The 19,862-nt window shown below is 46.5% G+C and carries 16 protein-coding genes; 8 read left to right on the forward strand and 8 right to left on the reverse strand.

Translation table 11 applies throughout. From position 1 onward, the window contains the following. Positions 1 to 327: 327 nt before the first annotated feature. The gene (locus OCV11_RS05405; RefSeq protein ID WP_261895489.1) at positions 328 to 669 is read left to right on the forward strand and encodes a hypothetical protein; all 342 of its coding nucleotides are present in this window, start codon (positions 328 to 330) and stop codon (positions 667 to 669) included. Between the two features lie 86 nt (positions 670 to 755). Here the strand turns inward: OCV11_RS05405 and OCV11_RS05410 are convergent, their stop codons facing one another. From OCV11_RS05410 to OCV11_RS05430, 5 genes are all read right to left on the reverse strand, one after another. Then, positions 756 to 1,856 (reverse strand): NADH:flavin oxidoreductase/NADH oxidase, encoded by a 1,101-nt coding sequence (locus OCV11_RS05410; RefSeq protein ID WP_261895491.1) that lies wholly within the window; start codon positions 1,854 to 1,856, stop codon positions 756 to 758. Between the two features lie 200 nt (positions 1,857 to 2,056). Beyond that, positions 2,057 to 3,667, reverse strand: coding sequence for a malate dehydrogenase (quinone) (mqo, locus tag OCV11_RS05415; RefSeq protein ID WP_261895493.1), 1,611 nt, complete (start codon positions 3,665 to 3,667; stop codon positions 2,057 to 2,059). A 379-nt stretch (positions 3,668 to 4,046) separates the two neighbouring features. After that, positions 4,047 to 5,438, reverse strand: a complete 1,392-nt coding sequence (locus OCV11_RS05420) for a PepSY-associated TM helix domain-containing protein (protein ID WP_261895495.1) — start codon at positions 5,436 to 5,438, stop codon at positions 4,047 to 4,049. A 136-nt stretch (positions 5,439 to 5,574) separates the two neighbouring features. Continuing rightward, the gene (locus OCV11_RS05425) at positions 5,575 to 5,940 is read right to left on the reverse strand and encodes a DUF2946 domain-containing protein (RefSeq protein WP_261895497.1); all 366 of its coding nucleotides are present in this window, start codon (positions 5,938 to 5,940) and stop codon (positions 5,575 to 5,577) included. A 191-nt stretch (positions 5,941 to 6,131) separates the two neighbouring features. Next, a complete protein-coding gene (locus OCV11_RS05430; RefSeq protein WP_261895499.1) occupies positions 6,132 to 7,685 on the reverse strand; it encodes a pectate lyase family protein in 1,554 nt (517 codons plus the stop codon). Positions 7,686 to 8,382: 697 nt separating this feature from the next. Here OCV11_RS05430 and OCV11_RS05435 point away from each other — a divergent pair. From OCV11_RS05435 to OCV11_RS05450, 4 genes are all read left to right on the forward strand, one after another. Then, a complete protein-coding gene (locus OCV11_RS05435) occupies positions 8,383 to 10,398 on the forward strand; it encodes an ATP-binding protein (protein WP_261895500.1) in 2,016 nt (671 codons plus the stop codon). After that, a complete protein-coding gene (locus OCV11_RS05440) occupies positions 10,376 to 11,485 on the forward strand; it encodes a response regulator (RefSeq protein ID WP_261895501.1) in 1,110 nt (369 codons plus the stop codon). The genes OCV11_RS05435 and OCV11_RS05440 overlap by 23 nt, the downstream gene beginning before the upstream one ends. Before the next feature lie 113 nt (positions 11,486 to 11,598). Then, positions 11,599 to 12,549 carry a LysR substrate-binding domain-containing protein gene (locus OCV11_RS05445; RefSeq protein WP_261895502.1) on the forward strand — a complete coding sequence of 317 codons (951 nt, stop codon included), beginning with the start codon at positions 11,599 to 11,601 and terminating at the stop codon, positions 12,547 to 12,549. A 172-nt stretch (positions 12,550 to 12,721) separates the two neighbouring features. Further along, the gene (locus OCV11_RS05450; protein ID WP_261895503.1) at positions 12,722 to 13,597 is read left to right on the forward strand and encodes an aconitase family protein; all 876 of its coding nucleotides are present in this window, start codon (positions 12,722 to 12,724) and stop codon (positions 13,595 to 13,597) included. Here the strand turns inward: OCV11_RS05450 and OCV11_RS05455 are convergent. Next, positions 13,588 to 14,190: a protein disulfide oxidoreductase gene (locus tag OCV11_RS05455; protein ID WP_261895504.1), complete on the reverse strand. Its 603-nt coding sequence runs from the start codon at positions 14,188 to 14,190 to the stop codon at positions 13,588 to 13,590. The two genes, OCV11_RS05450 and OCV11_RS05455, sit on opposite strands and share 10 nt — an antisense overlap. A 210-nt stretch (positions 14,191 to 14,400) precedes the next feature. Between OCV11_RS05455 and OCV11_RS05460 the strand changes: the two genes are divergently transcribed. Further along, positions 14,401 to 15,153 carry a DUF481 domain-containing protein gene (locus OCV11_RS05460; protein ID WP_261895506.1) on the forward strand — a complete coding sequence of 251 codons (753 nt, stop codon included), beginning with the start codon at positions 14,401 to 14,403 and terminating at the stop codon, positions 15,151 to 15,153. Positions 15,154 to 15,174: 21 nt separating this feature from the next. Here OCV11_RS05460 and OCV11_RS05465 read toward each other — a convergent pair whose 3' ends face one another. Together OCV11_RS05465 and OCV11_RS05470 are read right to left on the reverse strand one after the other, a co-directional pair. Then, positions 15,175 to 16,146, reverse strand: a complete 972-nt coding sequence (locus tag OCV11_RS05465) for a lipase family protein (RefSeq protein WP_261895508.1) — start codon at positions 16,144 to 16,146, stop codon at positions 15,175 to 15,177. A gap of 180 nt (positions 16,147 to 16,326) precedes the next feature. Next, entirely contained in the window at positions 16,327 to 17,232 is a 906-nt protein-coding gene (locus OCV11_RS05470; RefSeq protein WP_261895509.1) for a LysR family transcriptional regulator, read from the reverse strand. Positions 17,233 to 17,329: 97 nt separating this feature from the next. Here OCV11_RS05470 and budA point away from each other — a divergent pair, with 97 nt between their 5' ends. Next, positions 17,330 to 18,115: an acetolactate decarboxylase gene (gene budA / locus OCV11_RS05475; RefSeq protein WP_261895511.1), complete on the forward strand. Its 786-nt coding sequence runs from the start codon at positions 17,330 to 17,332 to the stop codon at positions 18,113 to 18,115. Positions 18,116 to 18,153: 38 nt separating this feature from the next. Next, positions 18,154 to 19,857 carry an acetolactate synthase AlsS gene (gene alsS, locus OCV11_RS05480; protein ID WP_261895513.1) on the forward strand — a complete coding sequence of 568 codons (1,704 nt, stop codon included), beginning with the start codon at positions 18,154 to 18,156 and terminating at the stop codon, positions 19,855 to 19,857. The last annotated feature ends 5 nt before the right edge of the window (positions 19,858 to 19,862 follow it).

Here is a 19,862-nt window from a genome sequence, read left to right on the forward strand (position 1 = left end):
ATCGAGCAAGAGTTTGCTGGCAGAACAATGAAATATCAAACTTAACGCTTATAAAAATGGACTATGCTTGAAGAGATTAAGCGGCTTTTGCACCTAGGTTTTCCCTCTTGTTATTACCATTTCTATTGATAACGAGCTGGCATAGGTGGAAGAAGTGTCAATAAAATGGTGTTCGATATTAACAACTTGCATAAATCTTGGCCTGTTTTGTGTAAAACATTGTGTAAAATTGGCGTTATATCACAGAGTTGATCATTGCAATTTGTCTTCATTTCTGCACCGTCTATTCTATTAGGATAGTAGTCCTGATCATTGAGCGATTTTTTTATGGTGATGAGCACATTGTTGTCGTTGGGAAATAGACGTTGGTTTGCGAGCAAACCTTCTACAGTGGGTGTGTTTGCCGTCGAATCTCTGCTCAATAAGGTGCAGAGTAGCATGGTATCGGGGCACTTTTATTGCTTGGAAAATCGTCTTACTCATCAAGAGATTGAGTCGATTGAAGAGCACTATACGTATAAAGATTATAAAGCGATTCAAGAGCAGTACGAACAATATGTGGTTTTACTGCGCTTGATTAAGCAAGAAGAAAACAGTGCCAGAGTCAATTGTTTGACAGGTCAATTAGATGTGGTGTTAGGCCAACTCGAAAAGCACCTATCAGCGTAATGGATTCAAAAGAGCAAAATCGGAATTATGAAAAAGGGAACTGAGTAATCAGTTCCCTTTTTCTTTTTTATGCGTTGGTCGCGAGATTATGCCGATTTAAACAAACTGGCTAAGCCGTGCGGCTGGCAGCGTAAATACTGAGGTGATACTGCAATGGTATCCCCCAGTTCTGCGGCAGCATGCCAAGGCCAACGAGGGTTGTAAAGAAGACCGCGCGCTAGGCCAATTGCATCTGCTTGGCCTTGCTGCACGATCTCTTCGGCTTGATGAGGGTCGGTAATCAATCCGACAGCAATCACTGGCATGGTAACCTGTGCTTTGATCTGCTCAGCAAAGGGGACTTGGTAGTTTGGACCCACTTTCAGTTGCTGCTGAGCACTGAGACCGCTACTCGAAACATGTATGTAGTGGCAACCTTTAGTATCCAGTATTTTCGCCAGTGCGATACTTTGTTCAGTATCCCAACCACCTTCAACCCAATCGGTCGCGCTAATTCGTATCCCCACCATAAACGATGACGGTACAGCGGCTTTAATCGCCTCAAACACTTGCAGTACTAAGCGCATGCGATTTTCTAAACTGCCGCCAAATTCATCTTCACGCTGGTTACTGATTGGCGATAAAAACTGGTGCAGCAAATAGCCGTGCGCGGCATGAATTTCGATCCCTTGGAACCCGGCAGCTTGCGCTCGTAAAGCGCCAGCAACGAATTCATTGATCACACGCTCAATGTCTTCGAGGCTAAGGGCGTTGGGGGTTGGATCGGTGGCAGCGAAAGTGCTCTCGCTTGGCGCGACTGTCTGCCAACCGTTGGGTTGATCTGCCGCAATTGGTTTGCCACCTTCCCATGGTTTGCTGGTGGATGCTTTGCGCCCAGCGTGACCTAATTGCATGATCATTGGGGTAGCGCTGTAGCGACTCACGTGACTGACCACTTGTTGCCAAGCATCTTGGCACTCTTGGTTCCAAATGCCCGCATCGGCATAACTAATACGACCTTCTGGTGCAACGGCACTGGCTTCTACGATCAGCAGACCCGCACCCGATTGAGCGAGCGTGGCATAGTGCTGTTCATGCCATGGCTGCACTATACCGTTTTCGGCAGAGTACATGCACATCGGGGCGACGATAATCCGGTTAGCTAAGGTCGTTTGACCGAAAGTGATAGGGCTAAATAGGGCTGACACACTTTTCTCCTTCATTATGATTAGTTAGTGAGAAATATGAATGGATAGTAATGCCATTCATACCGCACTCATTGGGGTTAGACAAGTATGTTGATTGGGTGAATTAATTGGACGGTAATGGATTGACTGTGCGGATGGCTTGTTTCGTTTTATGGGGAATAAAACAGCAAGGCCTCCTTTTCAGGAGGCCTTGAAATGGATTAATTGAGCGATTCGTACTGCTCTTCATCACTGGTTTGCTCAGTGGCAACTGGCTCTTCTGACCAATCGTCTAAATGGTGTTCTAGGCCAAGCACCTTACTGGTTTCCAGCAAGATTTTTTGATTGAGCTCTGGCTGGTCGTGGAGTGACTCACCGTAAGATGGCACCATCGCTTTGATCTTAGCTTGCCATTCAGGACTTGCCATCTCTTGGGCAAAGCAGCTTTCAAGCAGTTCCAGCATGATTGCCGCTGATGTTGATGCGCCAGGTGATGCGCCAAGCATGGCAGTAAGGCTACCATCTTGTGCATTCACTAGCTCAGTGCCCAACTGAAGTTGTCCGCCTTTGCCAGGGACGTTTTTGATGATTTGCACACGTTGACCTGCTTGCCATAAACGCCAATCTTGCTGTTTTGCTTGTGGAAAGAAGGTTTGCAGTGCAGCAAAGCGGTCGTTGTCGGTTTGGCGTAGCTGACCAATCAAGTAGGTGACTAGATTAAAGTTGGTCACGCCCACTTTTGCCATAGGCAGTACGTTGGCTGGGGTTAGTGAACCGAACAGATCCCAAAGCGATCCCTCTTTAAGGAATTTACTTGAGAAACTCGCGAACGGTCCAAATAGCAGTAGGCGTTTGCCGTCTATCACGCGCGTATCTAAGTGAGGAACGGACATCGGTGGCGCCCCAACAGAGGCTTTGCCATACACTTTGGCCAAATGCTCTTCGACCAACTCTTGATTTTCGGTAACGAGGAACTGACCTCCGACAGGAAAGCCTGCGTAAGCGCGCGCTTCAGGAATGCCGGATTTTTGTAGTAAACGTAGCGACGCACCACCTGCACCAATGAATACGTACTTAGCACGTACTTGGCGAATAGGTGTGTTGGCTTTGGTATCTTGCACCGATACAGACCAGCCACCCTGAGGATGACGTTTGATATCAGTGACTTGGTGGTTAGTGTGCAGTGAAAAGTGATCGTTATTAGTCAGTTGTTTAACTAACTGTTGGGTCAGCGCACCGAAGTTAACATCGGTTCCAAGACGGGTACGAGTTGCCGCAATCGGTTGATTTTTATCGCGACCGTTCATCACCAATGGAATCCATGATTTGATTTGATCGGCGTCTTCTGAGTAAGCCATACCATCAAAAAGAGGGCTGCGATGCATTGCCTGAAAACGTTTGCGCAGGTAGCGAACATTATCTTCGCCCCAGACAAAACTCATGTGAGGGACACTGTTAATGAAGCTGCTTGGGTTTTTAATCAAACCGTGCTTGACCAAGTAAGCCCAAAATTGACGAGACAGCTGAAATTGCTCGTAGATTTTGATTGCTTTGGAGATGTCGATTTGACCGTCGCTTTTTTCAGGGGTGTAGTTCATTTCAGCTAAGGCTGAATGACCTGTGCCTGCGTTGTTCCAACCATATGAGCTTTCTTGAGCAACATCGCCCAAGCGTTCAAACATCTCAATGGTCCAGTTAGGTTCAAGCTGTTGTAAGAAAGTTCCTAGTGTGGCACTCATCACACCGCCACCAATTAGAACCACGTCCACCAGCTGTTCCTTTGCATCAGAATGAAGCTGGTTCAATCCATTATGACCAGATACTTTTTTCATTGGGCGTTACATCTCTTTTCACTTGCTAACATTTATAATCACATCCGTCCGCCATGGTTTTTATGATTTAAATCCACAAAAGACCCGATACTGTATCACTGTCACTGAACAATGGATCATCGGAATTGGGGTTTTTTATGCAGCGGCGAGGTTTCTTTTTGTGTGTATCAACACCGAGGAGCCTTCAACTTTAGTATTAGGAACCTTGGGTGAATATACCATCATTCAAACTTGTAACAAGCGGTTATCAATTGATTAGTGCTGTTTACATAGAGATATGTCGCAAATATGTCATTCGGTCACACTTTGTTACTTTTATGAAAAAAGGCACCAGCGGTGCCTTTTTATTCATATTAGAGTAATGGCTCGCTTGCGAGCGCTATTGTGCGGTAGCCAATACCCCACTTTTATTCAAGTGCCAGCGCAACAAATCGATCGCAATGAACACTACTAGGCTTACGCCCATCACTGGCAGTGACCAACCGAGAAACAGTGCGACAATAAGTACCAGTGTGCGACCTAAGATCGATAATTTGAGCCAAGCGGCGGTTAAAGGCTCCATCATGTTGCCTGCTTTAGGGCGGCGGACCCACCACATGCGATAGCCCCAGACGATCATGGTGCATAAAGAGAGGCCAAACAGGGCGAGCACAATTTGATTTGGTAAGCCAAACAGTACGCCCATATGTGCATCGATACCCCAGCGAATCAACTTCGCCACGATTGGATAATCAGCAAAATTGGCATGGCTCACGACGTGATCGTTGGTTGGGTCGATAGCCACACTATCGACTTGCGTTGGCCAGGCGCGATCGATCTCTTGTACCACCCAAGCACTGCCCGCTTTATAGGCGGGAACCACCTCAATTTTGCCAGCATCAATGCCAAAATCGCGCGCCGCTGTTACCACGCTATCAAATTGCGTATCTTGATAGACATACTTGCTGTTGGTGACTGGCAATTGGCGTGATGCCGTTGGTGTTACCCAACCAATGGCTTGCCGCCACTGGGCAATATTACTCCCAGCCCATTTAGACCAAGTTAAGCCAGTGGCAGAGAAAAACAGCAGGCCTAGCGCAATCCATACGCCCACTTGACTGTGGCGCGAACGATGATGCGCCCATGATCCTTTTTTGCTTTCTCGACCAATGGCGCGGCGTTGAGTCCACCATAAATAAAGACCGCCTAATGCCGCCACCCACATCCAAGAAGCGGCGAGTTCGCTGTAGTTACGTCCCACAGGGCCAAGGAGTAAATCGGTGTGCATAAAGTCGATGGCGATACGCAGCGGCAAAATTCCACTGGTGCCATAACTGGCAAGATCACCACGAATGGCTAACGTGACCGGATCAACAAATAGCGTGCGAACTTGGTAGTGATCAAGTGTGGGATCACGAAACAGTACGCGCGTGGTTTGTCCCGGCGCTGGAGCAGGGCGCACGGATTTAATCACCAGTGGCGTGGCGAGCGCTTGACGCGCCGCAGCGATTTGCAAACTCAAGGGCTGAGGTTGACCTTGGCTCGTGGTGGTCAGTTCATCGTGATAAACCCACTGTTCTAGTTGCGGTGTCATCACATAAAGAGTGCCCGTTAAAGCGGCCATAAAAATGAAGGGTCCGATAAATAGGCCGATATAGAAATGTAAACGACGAATAAAGGCACTTGCCCCCTGATTGAGCGGGGTGCTTTTTGTTGAGTCCGATTGTGTTGAGTCTGAACTTTGCTTTAACACGGTATCACAACGAGTTGAAGACGCAGCTTTGGCAGGCATTTTCTCTTCTCTTATTTTGAATATGTGCAAGCGCAACAACAGGCAAAGCGAGATGGCTTGGTTGTTAGCGCTAATCAATCCTCATCGGTTTTAAGAAGTAAATGCGTTTCTTGAAGCCGGTGGGATAATAAGTTAATCAATGAAGTGAAGCGGTTAGCGGCGGGGCGCGAGGTCGATAAATGGCCCGTTGAATCGGCAGATAGAACTGATAATCGGTAGAGATAGCGCGATAAAGCAGCAAAAATGTGGCGGCAGCGATGGCGAGAATTGGACTAAAAACCGCATGTAAGGTTGGTAAAAGGTCACAGTAGGCACACCAGCTCATATGAGCTTGTGCATGATCCATCTCGGTCGCTGGGGCATGATGCTGCATGTGTGACATCTCGTGCCCACGCGGCATCGACATGACCATGCTCATCGAAATAAGCGGTGCGATGTAGAGTAATAGCACGGCAAACAGCGAGAGCCATGCAGCGCGGCGCATTACTGGAGGAAGTAACATCTGCTTATTTTACAATCGCTTTAATCGTGGGTAACAAGTTGGACGACAATATAACATACCTGTTACATCAAAAGATAGAATGAGAGTAATTTGCAATAAAAAAATCCCTACTCGGGCGAGTAGGGATAATGGGGGAAGAGCGTGAACAGCTTCCCGATTAAAGGGCTCTATTTAGAGCGCAAAGGCCTTAACTACTGACGAGTTAATGTGAACATTTGGTTTTCTGCACCGGCAGTGCATTGGTATTGAACAATGTTGGCTCCATCTGCCGTCGAGCTATCGACGACGTTTAGACAAAGCTCACTATTACGGTTGATGATGCGCCATTTGTCTTTGCCTGCTGATTGGAAACGAAACTGTTGGTTGGTGGCATCACGATACTCATAGAGCATGATGTTGGTGCCGCTGGTGCGATAGCCGTTATAGACATCGAACGCTTTATCCGATGCGACAACCGGTGAAATGCGGTGCCAGATACCATCAACATTAGAGATGGCAAATTTTTGGCAATCGTTATTTAACCAACTCCATTGTTGAACATTGGCCCCATTGGCTGTATCGCAATTGGCAATATCGACTGCTTTAGAACTGTGCAGAGGGGTAATACGATAAGTCCCGTTCACCGTTCCGTTGGTGGTATCAGAATCGCTATCACCACCGGAGCTACTGCCACAGTTACCATCCGATACCGCAAGCCCGGTATCTGCGCCAGCAGTGGATGTAATGATGTCTGGCACACAGCTCGCGTCATCAAGAGAATATTGATAAGGGATACTGATCGAGGTCGTAGAGGTTGGATTTGGGCCGGCGGGATAATTCTTGCTCGCTTCGTCTGTCCAAGTGACGTTGTCCCAAACGTTACCACTCACATCCCAGTAGCCCATGTCGTTGGTATAGAACGTGCCTAATGGGTCTTGAGAATCTTTCACATAGTTGTTTTCAACTTTGATTTTGCCACCCGCTCTAGGGTTCATACCGGAAGAGATCAGATTGTCGTAGTAGTTGTTGTAGGAGTGCGCGGTCGCGTGACGCAGCAGCGGTGTCCGAGAGTTGATGTTTTGATAGTAGTTATGGTGATAGGTCACAGGGCCATTTTCAGTATCACTATCACTCGATCCCACCAGACCTCCGCGTCCGGAGTTACGCAAAATACTGTAAGAGAGCGTGATGTACTTGGAGTTATTTTTGATATCGAAAAGAGCATCATAGCCGTCACTTTCACCGCCGCTGGCTTCCAGTGTTACGTGGTCAACCCAGACGTTGCTCACGTCTTTTTCGATACCGATAGCGTCACCTCCATTGGAGATGGGCGAGCCTGATTTTTTCACGTTCTTCACGTGTACGTTTTGAATGATGATGTTGGATGAATCTCGAATATGGATACCTAGCTGATCAAATGTCGCGCCGTTACCCACCCCAATAAGGGTCACATTACTGATTTGCTTGAGTTCGATGGTGTCCTCGGCAGTATTGCAACTATCACCACTTACTTTGGAGGTATTACCGTGATTAATGGTGCCTTCAACTTGAATGATGATAGGGGTATCACTGGTTGCGCGCGAGCATAGCGCTTGATGAATTGCTGTCCCGGTTGTGGCATAAACAACAGAACCACCAGCACCGCCAGTGGTTCCCCCATTTTGGGTGGCATAACCTGTGGCAGCAAAAGCAGAGGCAGAACTGATAGCAAGAGCAAGTACCGAGCACTTGAGTGCGGCGGTCAGTGGAGCACTTGGTTTGATCATGGTGGCATCCTATTTAACTGAATCTGTATTGAGTCAAGATCATTGTTATGAGGTTCGGTTTATGGTTGATGTGGTATTTAACACATAAATAAACCGAAGTTTCATTTTTAAAGTTGACACTTATTTACTTTGTTAAATAGTGTTTTGTTAATCCTTTACGCTGACGATCACATAAATTAGTGTAATTACTTTAATATCAAAAACTCGCTTTAATTATGATAATTATTTTTATAACATCATGTTTAATATCTATTTTTAAATCATTAAAAATAGTTGGAAAATTGAGATCAATAAAGTATCAAAAGGATGTTTGGTTAAAAAATATCCACCAAGGCCGATGCTTATTCGGTTGGGGTGATGAGAGTAATTGACGTTTATTTACGGTAATCCGAATCGTGCTCTGTATCTTGTCTCATGAGATTTTTTTAGCTCTATCGCATTTTATTGCTGCGCAAGTTTCCATAAAACGGCGCACAACTCGCGACGTGATCGATAAAGCAAAGTCTCGATGTACTACGCTTTGGGTATGACAATTGCCTTGATAAACCCCGATGCAACGCTACTTTTAGAGAAGTACAACGAAGAGTTGTGTGAGGTTCGAGAGACCTCTCAAACTTCTGCTGTACATCATCTTTGGTGTGGAATGTATTTGGTATGCAATACGTTTAGTGGTAAATGGCGGGCAGAGGAATAGCAAGTGGAGCTGTGGCACTTTCAAGCCATCAATTCAGATGACTATGTACTGATCGACTGGCATTACAATCAGCCACTACTGATTCTTTCAGTGGTGCTCGCCGTTGTCGCCGCTTATGGCTGCCTCACCATTTTGGAAGGGGCGCGCTTTTCTATTTCCGGTCACTTGGTTAAGCGTTGGCAGTTTATGGGCAGTATGCTGTTTGGTGCTGGCGCGTGGTCCACTTTTTATACTGGTGTGTTATCTCTCGATCTGCCTTTAGCGTTACGGGTCAATCCTTGGGAGTCGGTGTTGTCGATGGTGGCCGCCATTACCGGAGCTTGGATCGCTTTTGCGCTATTGCAAAGAGAGCATTTTACTAAAGCAAAAATGGCGATGAGTGCGTTTTGCTTTACCACTGGAATGGTCTTTATGTTGATCATCGGTACTAAAGCGATCCACATTCCTGGCATCTTGGTCTACGACCCGATGATCTTACTTTGTGGCGTGTTGCTTTCTCTATCTTTGAGCTGCTTCGCTTTGTATCTGATTAAGTTACATCTTGAACATCACCGTAAGGATCTCGTGCGGCAAATCACCATTGCTATCGTGTTGGGATTGGCCATGTTTACCTTGCACTCATCCATTACTTTATCGGCGACCTTGTACGCCGAGTTACACAAAATAGAGATGTCTCATTCCAATGTCCACTCTGGGGTATTGGCAATGCAAGGCATGATTTTTTGTCTGTTTATTTTGGTCAGCTTGTTCAGCTCAACGGCGCTTGGGCAAATCCGCGAAGCCAAAGAGGACGTGCGCCAATCAAAGACCCGAGAACAAGATATTGTCGATAGCTTAACCGATGGTTTAATTATCGTTGACAGCCAAGCTCGGGTGCTGAGTATGAACCCCGTAGGCTTGGCGCTGTTTGACTACCAGACTCAAGATCTCAGTGACCTTTCTGTTTCACAGTTACTGCCTTCGGTCGATTTTCAAACCATGTTAGATGTTGAACATGCCGGACTAAACGATCTGAGCCACATTCGTGCCAGAGCGACCCGCAAAGATGGCACTTTTTTCCCTTGTGACTTTACCCTGTCACGAATGTCGGGTCTCTATCAAGGTCATGCGCTTTATACCCTGCTTGTGCGCGACATTTCTGAAATACTCATGTTGGAACAAGAAGTTCGACAAGCCAATCGAATGGAGTCGATTGGTCAGCTTGCCTCGGGAATTGCTCACGAAATTAATACGCCCGCACAGTATCTCACCAATAATTTGACCTTTTTGCGCGATGCTTATGGTCGGTTGATGGGCATGTGTCGTCAACTGAAAGCCGACGAGGAAGATAGCCGTATCTATCAAGCTCGGGCCAATGCTCTGTTTGCTGATCCCGAGTTGGAGTTCATTCGCGATGAGATTCCAATGGCAATCGAGCAATCATTAGAAGGGATTCAACAGATAAGCCACATTATCAAAGCGATGAAATCCTTTACCCATAATAGTGAAGACAAGTTGCAATACATTGATCTGAATGAAGCCATTCAAGCTACCGTGACCATTGCGACCAATCAGTGGAGTAAAATAGCGCAGATTGAAGGGCTGTATGATGAACGATTAAGTGCCATTCCTTGTTATCGTGACCTGTTTAACCAAGTGATCCTCAGTATCCTAGTCAATGCGATACAAGCGATTGAGGAGCGCAAGCGCCAGCAGGAAGAGCCCGCAGGCAAAATTGTCATTACCACGAGTGCAGAGAGTGAGCATGCCGTGGTGCGGATAGCCGATAACGGGGTGGGGATTGACGCAACGATTATCGAACGAATTTTTGATCCTTTTTTCACCACCAAAGAGGTGGGTAAAGGCACTGGCCAAGGATTGAGTCAGGCCTATGCGATCATTGTCGATATGCACCATGGTGAATTGCTGGTGGAATCGACCGTGGGTGCTGGGGCAACGTTTATTCTCAAAATACCCAATACCGTAAAAAAACACAGCCGTGAAATGGAAGAGGCAGATGAAGATTTTATTAGTGGATGATGACCAATTGGTGCTCAACGGTCTGCGTCGAGCGCTTTTTTGCAGTGATATACAGGTACTCACTGCAAATGGTGGTAAGCAGGCGCTAGATATTCTCTCTCATGAAGAGTGCGATTTGATCATCTCAGACATGATGATGCCCAATATGAATGGGTCTGAGCTGTTGGAAATCGTCAGTAAAAAATATCCGTGGATTATTCGCGCTTCGCTCTCTGGGCATGCCGACCCGATGATCACCGTCAAAGGGGGATTTTATGCGCATCAGGCGTTTATGAAGCCTTGTGATACAGCAGTGCTGAAGGACGAAATTGGCCGTATCGGTGTAATGCTCGATCAGTTTCCTGACCGCTTGATCCAAAATGCGATTGGTACGATTACATCGCTGCCTGTGGCACCGAAAATCTATTTTAAAGTGAAAGAGATGTTGGCAAGTAATAGCGCATCGCTAACGGATATCGCAGGAGTGATTAGTGAAGATCCTGCTATCAGTGCCAAGATGATTCAAATGGCCAATAACGCTATTTTTCGCGGTAAGTCTGAGGTGAAAAACGTCGAAGCGGCGGTGTCGCGGTTAGGGTCACAGATTGTGTTGAATGTGATTGCCATGTTAGAGCTCTATGTGTGCCAACAAGATAAGCCCAGTAAAGCGCTGGAAACGCTGTGGAAGCAGAGTTTAAAAGTGGCATTAGTGATGAGCAAATTGGTGCCAGAAGCGCAGCGTTTAGATGCGATGTCTATAGGCATTTTGCATCAAGTCGGTGAATTTGTTCGCACGATGATCTTGCCGGATTTAATGAAAACCTACTTGCATTGTAGCGAGAAAGATGGCGACAAAAGCTACCTAGAAAAATATCTGTTCCATACCAAATCGGAGCAGTTAGGTGCTTATCTACTGCATCTTTGGGGATTTCCACTGCAAGTGATTGAAAGCATTCTCGATCAAAATGACTACGATAAAATCATGGCGCAGCCATACTCGTTAGTGACGGCGCTTTTTGTTGCCAAACGGGTTGTGGGTAAGGAGCAGATTCCACAAGCGATGTTAGAGCAATTTGACCTGCAACAACCCTTGGCTGTGATTGGCTAGAAATTGGTGTCGGTGCGCCAATCTCTTTTTGAGAAAAGTGCGGCAATTTGATAAAACAGCGTATGATTGCACTGCGCCATGGGGCTGCGCCGCATTGTCTAGCCAAGGAAAAGATGAAGTCACAACACTCAGTTCGCGAGCAATTTCCTTTGCCGCAGGATTTAAATGTTCTCATTACCGTCGTTCGCCAAGAGAGTTTTGTTTTGGCGGCAGAAGAATTGGGCGTTTCGCCTGCCTATATCAGTAAACGTATTCAGATATTGGAAAAAACGCTTAATACACGGCTATTGCATCGTACTACCCGTCGCGTGGTCTTGACCGAAGATGGTCAACGTGTGTTTAACCAAGCGATCCGCATTTTGGATAACATGGATGAGATGCTCGATGACCTTTCCCAATCCAAATACATGCCGCGCGGGCAGTTATCCATCTGTACCAGTTTTGGTTTCGGCCGCGCCAAAGTCGCCCCCATCGTCTCTCAATTAGCCACTGCTTATCCGCAATTGGACATTCGTCTCGATGTCAGTGATAAGAACATTGATCTGGTCAAATCCGGTTACGATCTCGAGATCCGAGTGGGTGGGGTTTTGCCCGAACAGCATATTTGCAAATTGTTGGCGAAAAACCGACGTGTTCTCTGTGCAAGCCCAGCCTATCTAGCCAGACAGGGGACGCCTAGTTCATTGGATGAACTTAAAAATCACTCGTGTTTGGTGCTAAAAGAGAAGATCAGCACCGCGGGCATCTGGAATCTGGAACACATCAACGGGGGAGAGACCGCGTTAAGAATCAACAGCGCGCTCTCCTCTAACGATGGTGGTATCGTGAAACAGTGGGCGGTGCACAATCAAGGTATTATCTTGCGCTCATTTTGGGATATTGAGGACGATCTTAAGCAAGGTCGCCTTATCCAATTGTTACCAGACTATTTCCAAACAGCAGATATTTGGGCCATCTATCCAACGCGCATGACGGAGTCTGCCAAACTTCGTGTCTGTATTGAGTTCCTGCAAAAGAGTTTTCAAGAACTTAGCTATGATGAGCGCACTTTTTTTAGAGATTAATCCTGTTATTAAATACGTAATGTTGTTTATATTTTGTTAATTGCCACTATTAAACACACTTTGTGTATATTGGTAACACGGAACGGATTTTGTTTCGGCTAGATTGTTCTCTACTATGGAGTCAGTTCTCCTTGTTGGGCTTCATATCGGGACGTATAGCCGGAGCATTTGAATGACATTATCAAACAGTCAGTCAGTGACAGTGCAGCAATGCACTCGACCATATCACCAGATCTTACCTTGGCTGAGACTTGCCAAGGACACGAGCCGTCATCGTGGCGATTCGGTTATACGTTGTCGCTTTAAGGGAGAGCTAAGCTGCGGTACTTCGTGGCAGGATCTGGTGATGGTCACAATCTCTCGTTTTACCCCAATTCAACTTGCTAGCACCATCTTGGTGTTTGAAGGTTCGACTTTAGCGACGTTTTCAACGGATACCCAATTGGCGATGTGCCGTATGGCGGTGGAAAACGGTGCGCTCAGTGCAGTATGCCAAAGTTCGGATGCGCTATTTCACTGTCAAGCCGATGCTCGTCGTCCTAGTCAAATCTCGATTGCCGAGTTTGGTGTTAATCAGTGGCGTAAACGTTATGCCAGCCAATGGAAACAGGCGCTGGAGCAAGAGTTTGATGTCAGCGCTATGATGCCAGTCATTTGCGCGCCCAGCAGTCAGCGTCTGTTACATCCAGTTCATAGCGTGAATTATGCGATTATCGGTACGGCGATGTTTGCCCCGATTGAAGAGCTACGTAAATTGGCGAGCTTATGTGACGGATGCACCCTTGCATCGGGTATTGCAGGGATTATTGTGTTTCAATCCCGCTTGATGCTTGAACATGCAAAAGAGGAAGGCTTAGTCAAACAATTTGAGTTGGCTGGTTTTCAGTGGTGCATGCTCGATGAGTTACCGCTCTATTTCTATCAAGATCTTGCGTTTGGTTTTTGCGCTGCCAGTTTTGATTTGGCAAGTGAAGCGCTTTATACCGAACAGACCTACCTAATGAGTTCTTCGCAGGTGATGCTCACCGCACTAAACGGTCACTTGTGAGCCAGCCATACGCGCGCCCATAGCCCGAGTGGCGATAATATCCCAGTTGAAGAAAAGCGAATCTTATTCTTATAGATAATCAAGATGCTTGGCGGTGAAGTGACCTGCCATTCGCGGCTAATGTCGTTATTGCTGTCGTTGACGGTCCAGTAGTTGAACTGATGGTCATCAAGATATTGGCGCATCTCTTCATTGCTACCCGACATCATGGCAATACCCACGGTTGGATAATAGTGGCTTAGCCATTCAACCGACGGTGTTAATAGTCGACAACTGTTACACCAAGATCCCCAAAAATAGAGAATCACCGGTCTGCTCTGGCTAAGCTGCGCGATGTTAACCGTTGTGCCTTCCATGTTTTTCATCACGATGGCATCGTTGTAGTCGGTTGGGATGGTTTTGTCATGCCAAGTATCACACAGCATGGTAATGAGCATGATGCAGCACAAGATCAAAAGCCACTTGCTGGTTTTTTGTAAGAAAGAGTGATGCTTTAGAATCAGGCCTTTGATAATAAAGCCAATGAGTATTAGACAGATAACAATGGCGGAGATTAATAAGCTGTTATGTTGCAATGTACTCAAAAACGACATGGGGCACTCTACTTCTTTAGGGGGCTGCATTGTACAAACTTGTGCTAGTGATGACCAATTTATTTGCCTTCAAACCAGTATCAAGGATAAGAATGCCCATCCAAGGCGAAGGCTTCAGAGAAAATGCCAGACCCTGACTTAGCTATGACAAGCGTTGTAAATGAGGTCGTTAGGCTAACCTTTTGAGTATGAAAAATGAGGCCGTAACGCATGAAGGTAACTGTTTTTACACCCATTCTGGGACTGCTACTCGTCGCCAGTAACACCATGGCAGCAGAAACATCCGCTAAGGACAAGCCGAAAAATAACCTCACAGGTAGTGCAAAACTTGGCTTTATCTATTCCAAAACCACCTCTTCAAGTACTTCGTTAAACTCCGGAATAGGTCTTAAGTACAAAACCGAACCCTATACTCAAGAATTTAAAGGCAACACCTATTACACCAATGCCAAAGATGACGACGATGGTGTCAATAAATACTCATTAAACTACAAGTTTTCCTATGAGCTAGAAGGGAGTTACCAAGCCTATATCGATAACGAATACAAACATGACCAATATGAAACCTACCGTCATGTTTATGATGTCACCGTCGGTATCGAAAAGGCGCTTATCGAGACCAAAACCAGTGAGTTGAATGTGGGTGGCGGTCCGGGTTATCGATACACCAAGCGTCAAGGTAACGACGATGATCATCCTAATAAAGTGGAAGAAGATGTGATCGTCAATGCGTTCATTGATGGCAAAACCACCTTGTCAGACAGCTTATCGGTTGGCGGTAGCGCGGATGTCGACTACGGTGAATCCAACACCACTTATACCTTGGGTGGTAACTTGACCAATAAGCTGATTGATAATGTGGCGTTGGTGCTCGATAGCCAATACATCTACAACACTGAAGTGGCATCGAGTAAATCCCACGATGAGATTTACAGCACAGTGAGCATTACTTACGATTTTTAACGCCTGCCACGAGGTCGCCCGTTATGGGCGACCAGCAACAACAGGATAGGCGGATGCGGCGCAATCGGTCCCTTTACAATGGGTTGTGAGCATCTTGATCACACTGGCTGTGGCGGCCGATTTGAGTGTTTGATGATTGACCCCTTTATCTTGCCACTCTAGCTGCGCCATCACATTGTTGGCCGGTGCAAATGTGGCACTGTCGGCACAGCTACTTTGTCGGCTTGGGCATAACAGCTCATCATTGGTGCCCGCCGACAGGGTATAGAAACTGACCATCGGATGGTTTTGTGCCATCGCCCGTAGGCTTTTAAGACCGCTGTCGCTGGTCCATTCGTTGTACCCATCTAAGCTATCTTCACTTGGGTAGAGCCCGAAGTGAAACGCGTTATCCAAACTTTGGGCTGCGCAAACATTTTGCCCTTGTGAGGCATCTTGTTGAGTGGTGCAGTTTGGCAATCCGCGTAGTGGTCCCGCAATATTGACCATTCGGCGCACTTCATCCCAACTGCCACTGTACTCCAGTGTCGCGAGCGCTGCGACAGCACCAATATCGTAACCCACTAGGTCAACTTGGCTGGCATGGGTGAACAGTCGCACACGTTCAATAAACTGATGCAGTAAAGTGAAGGTATCGGGTTGTAACGGATTGTACTCAAGGGATTTTCTTCCCGCATCGGGAATGTAGGTGATGCCAAACAGTTCACAAGGGTTGTAGCCTGCCGTGATGAATTGTTGATAAAGAGACGGTTGGTTATCGGTCGATTTCATCCAATCACTGGCGGTATCTTGTCGTCCATGAATGAAGATGACTGGCGTACGAGAGACTTTACAATCACCCCCGCCAAAACCGCCAAAGGTGGCTCCTGGATGAAATGGCGCTTGAAAATGGTCAAAGGGAGCCGTAGTGGTTTCGCTGTGAGCTGCTGTGCTAATTAGGCAAGCGGCAAAAAAAGTCCAATACCAAGGAGTACCACGATGTTTTGGGGTCATAGGTCGCTCTGCTTGTACGTATCATCATGAGTTTATTTGGATATAGCATAATCCCTTTAAACAGACAAAACGTGTTGATAGGTCAAAGTTGCATTGACTGACGCAAAATTCACTGCATCCGCAGCTAAGTAGCAGAGAATGACGTCAGATAGTGGACGAGATGATGAGGTGAAAAAGGGGTTAGTGTCCTTGCAAATGCTCATCCTTGTAGTGGCGAATGCTGGCGATAATCTGGCGGACTTGATGGTTAAGGTTATTGGGTTCCCATGCTACGACCACCTGACTCACTAATGGCATTTCTGGGATATCAGCCACTGTGGTGGAGTTATCCAGATGTTCCGCCAGCGAGCGGGGCACAATGGCGATGCCAAACCCAGCTTGTGCCATCGCTACCGCTGAGCGCAGTTGCGGTGCAGAGTAGAGCGGATCGCAAGTGATCCCGTTATGACTAAACAGCGACGTCATCTCATCATACAGTGCGGGTCCAGTTTCACGCGGAAACTGCAAAATACGCTCAGTGCGTAACTGGCTAAAGGTGAGGCTAGATTGACTCGCCAGCGCCGTATTGGAAGGAATAACCGCAATAAAAGGTTCTTCAAAAAGCACGATGCGTTCGAGCTGCTCACAGGCATAGCAAGGCAGACGTTTGAAGGCGAGATCGAGTTGCTTCTCCTTCAATTGCTCAACCAATTTGTGCATCGGCAGTTCAACCCCAATAAAGCTCACTTTAGGGAAGGTTTCTCGCAGATGACGCATGATCGCCAGTACTTCCTTGCAAATCGCCGTAGAGGTAGCAAACCCAATCCGCACTTCGATGTTTTCGCCGCGGGCCATTTGCTGCGCTCTGGCTTTGGCTTGTTCCACGCTTTTGAGGATGTTTAACGCATCGACATACAAGGTTTCGCCGACTTTGGTGAGCTCTACTTTGCGCGATGAGCGGTCAAACAGCGGCACACCGATCTCTTGCTCCAACTTTTTGATTTGTTGGCTCAATGGTGGCTGTGCGATGCCCAGCTGCTCTGCAGCTCGGGTGAAATGTTGCGTTTGTGCAACCGTTACGAAATATTTTAGATACCGTAGTTCCATATTTTTTACATATCGAAATAAATGTTTTTTGTATTAGATTTTACGTGTTACAGGTTCCATGCTATTAGCATTCGTTCGAAACCGTAATGGTGTTTATATGTGTGAAATCTACAACTCTCTTTGTTCTTGTTCATTTGATGTAGCAAAAGAATTCGCTGAATATCACAAATTAACTGGTCAAGGAGAGATCTATCAGACTTCATTAATGAGTGCATTAATTGCTGGAGTCTACGATGGATCTACCACAGTTAAACAATTATTAGAGCACGGTGATTTTGGGTTAGGAACCTTTGATCATCTTGATGGCGAATTAATTGCGTTTGATAAAGAAGTATTTCAATTAAAAGAAGATGGTACTGCAAATCAGGCAAGAATGGATCAAAAAACCCCATTTGCTGTCATGACTTATTTTAAACCACAAATCGAATTACCGATCACCGAATCGATGAACCGCGAACAGCTGCACAAGATCATCGACCAACTGGTTCCCTCCGATAACCTATTCTGTGCGGTAAGAATTGACGGGACTTACGAGTATGTTCGTACTCGGACTGTGCCTCGCCAAGAGCCCCCATATCGCCCCATGTTGGATGTGGTAAAAGAACAGCCTACGTTCAGCTTCCGTCAGCTACAAGGGGTTATTGCTGGTTTTAGAAGCCCACAATATACCACGGGAATAAATGTTCCCGGATACCATGAACATTTTATTAATAATGAAAGAACCGGTGGCGGTCATATTCAGGATTACCGTATCGCATCTGGTTTTTTACAAATTGGTGTGGTGTCTAAACTCATTATTGATTTACCAACGACTGAACAATTTTTAGATGCGGACCTTGCTCGAAAAGATATTCGTCAGGCAATCGAAAAAACAGAAAAATAATATTTATTTCGTATATTCCTGACTAATAAAAGGACAACATGATGAAAACAGAATCTTCAAGATGTGGTGCTGATTTAATTGCTCAACAATTAGAACAACTGGGCACTCAATATATTTTTGGTATCCCTGGTGCCAAAATCGACCGCCTGTTTGATGCGATCAATGATACCCATATTCAGATGATCCCCGTGCGCCATGAAGCGAATGCGGCCTTTATGGCTGGGGCTATGGGCCGTTTAACCGGTAAAGCGGGCGTGACTATGGTGACCTCTGGTCCTGGGTGCGGCAACTTAGTCACTGGGGTCGCAACGGCCAACTCTGAAGGTGACCCTATGCTGGCTTTGGGTGGCGCGGTAAAACGCACGGATCAACAGCGCGAAACGCACCAAAGTTTGGACACCGTCGGGATTTTTCGGCCGATTACTAAGTACTGCGCTGAAATCCAACACGTTGATGCCGCAGCAGAAATTATCGCTAATGCGGTACGTGCTGCTGAAACCGGCCGCCCTGGTGCTAGCTTTGTCAGTTTACCTCAAGACGTGTTAAGCGATACCACAGATAAACCGATGATTTTACCACAGCGTTCTATTGCTCAAGGCACTGCAGATGTTACCGCGATTGAAGCTGCGGTAGAACGAATTGAAAAAGCGCACAATGTAGTGGTTTTGGCAGGCTTGCATGCCAGCAAAGAAGAGAACGCACTGGCGATAACTCGCTTTTTGCAAAAAACGCAGTTGCCCGTTGTGGGCACTTATCAAGCCGCTGGAACGTTGGACATTAACCACTATAACCGTTTTGCTGGTCGTGTCGGTCTATTCAATAACCAACCCGGTGACGTGCTGTTACGTGAAGCCGATTTGATTCTCACCATTGGTTTTAACGTGATTGAATATGACCCAGACCTATGGAATCAAAAAGATTGCCCAGTGATTCATCTCGATATTGAACCAGCGGAATATCAACAGCATTATCAACCCGATATCGAATTGGTCGGCAATATCGCCACTACCGTTGAACAGATGACTAATCGCATGTCGTCGTACTCACGTTTATCGCCTTTGAGCTTATCTATTCTGGAAGAGGTGGCTCACCGTCGTCAGCTGATCAAAGCCTATCCAGCGGTTTGGAACAAGGGTGGTTTTCATCCGTTAAGCATTATCAAAGTGATGCAATCCTTGATTACTCAGGATATGACCATGTGTTTGGATATGGGCAGTTTCCATATTTGGCTTGCTCGATACATGGGTTGTTTCCGTGCTCGACAAATGATGATTTCAAATGGTCAACAAACGATGGGCGTAGCTTTGCCTTGGGCGATCAGTGCCAGCCTTTTAAAACCAGGCAGCAAGGTGATTTCTGTCTCTGGGGACGGTGGCTTTATGCAATCCAGCATGGAGTTGGAAACTGCAGTCCGTTTAGGTTGTAACATCCTGCACATTATTTGGGTCGATAATGGCTACAACATGGTTGAGATTCAGGAAGTCAACAAATATGGCCGCCCAGCAGGGGTCAAATTTGGCCCAATCGATTTTAAAGCGTATGCCGAATCGTTTGGTGCAAAAGCGTTTGCGGTGACAGATCCGAAAGGCTTGGCGAGCACACTAAAGCAAGCGATGGATACTCAAGGTCCAGCTGTTGTTGCCATTCCGGTCGATTACAGTGACAACTATAAATTGTTGCAAGCGCGCGGAGCGGATAACAAAGACCCCGTCTTTGTTGGTAACCAAACCGTGTTGGCATAACCGCT

Origin of the sequence: Vibrio porteresiae DSM 19223 (genome assembly GCF_024347055.1) — a bacterium.
Lineage (GTDB): Bacteria > Pseudomonadota > Gammaproteobacteria > Enterobacterales > Vibrionaceae > Vibrio > Vibrio porteresiae.